Raw genomic sequence first — 365 nt, forward strand, 5'->3', positions numbered from 1 at the left:
GCCTCAAGCCCCACATAATAATCCGCACTTTGGATGACTTGTTTTGCATTTGAAACACGATTTTGAGCGCCTAGTTTCGTCTCTTCGTTAGAGAGAGGTTGATCACTCACTTCGCTATCAACACTCACACCATCAAAGCTGAAGGCTTGCTCAGGAAATACCTCACCAAAAGCACTTTCCACCGCTTTTATTTTGGCTGGGTTCAGAGAGGCGACAATGACTGTTTGCATCTTAATGCTCTCCTATGGAACCTTAATCTGAGTAGGCTTGATATTCTCACTTGGATAACAGCCCAATACTTTTAGGAAACGAGTGATTTTCACTAGTTCGTTGATGGCCATTTGGGTAGCTTGTGAGTCTAAGTG

Annotated in this window: 1 protein-coding gene and 1 pseudogene; both read right to left on the minus strand. The window is 43.6% G+C overall.

What is annotated here, in order from left to right:
* Window positions 1–230: DUF84 family protein (locus AB4585_RS28245; RefSeq protein WP_372172080.1), on the minus strand; the 230-nt coding region annotated here is incomplete at its 3' end.
* A gap of 12 nt (window positions 231–242) precedes the next feature.
* Window positions 243–365: pseudogene (pheA, locus tag AB4585_RS28250) on the minus strand (bifunctional chorismate mutase/prephenate dehydratase); the annotation flags it as partial.

The sequence above is a fragment of the Vibrio sp. 10N.222.49.C9 genome (genome assembly GCF_041474985.1).
Lineage (GTDB): Bacteria > Pseudomonadota > Gammaproteobacteria > Enterobacterales > Vibrionaceae > Vibrio > Vibrio crassostreae_C.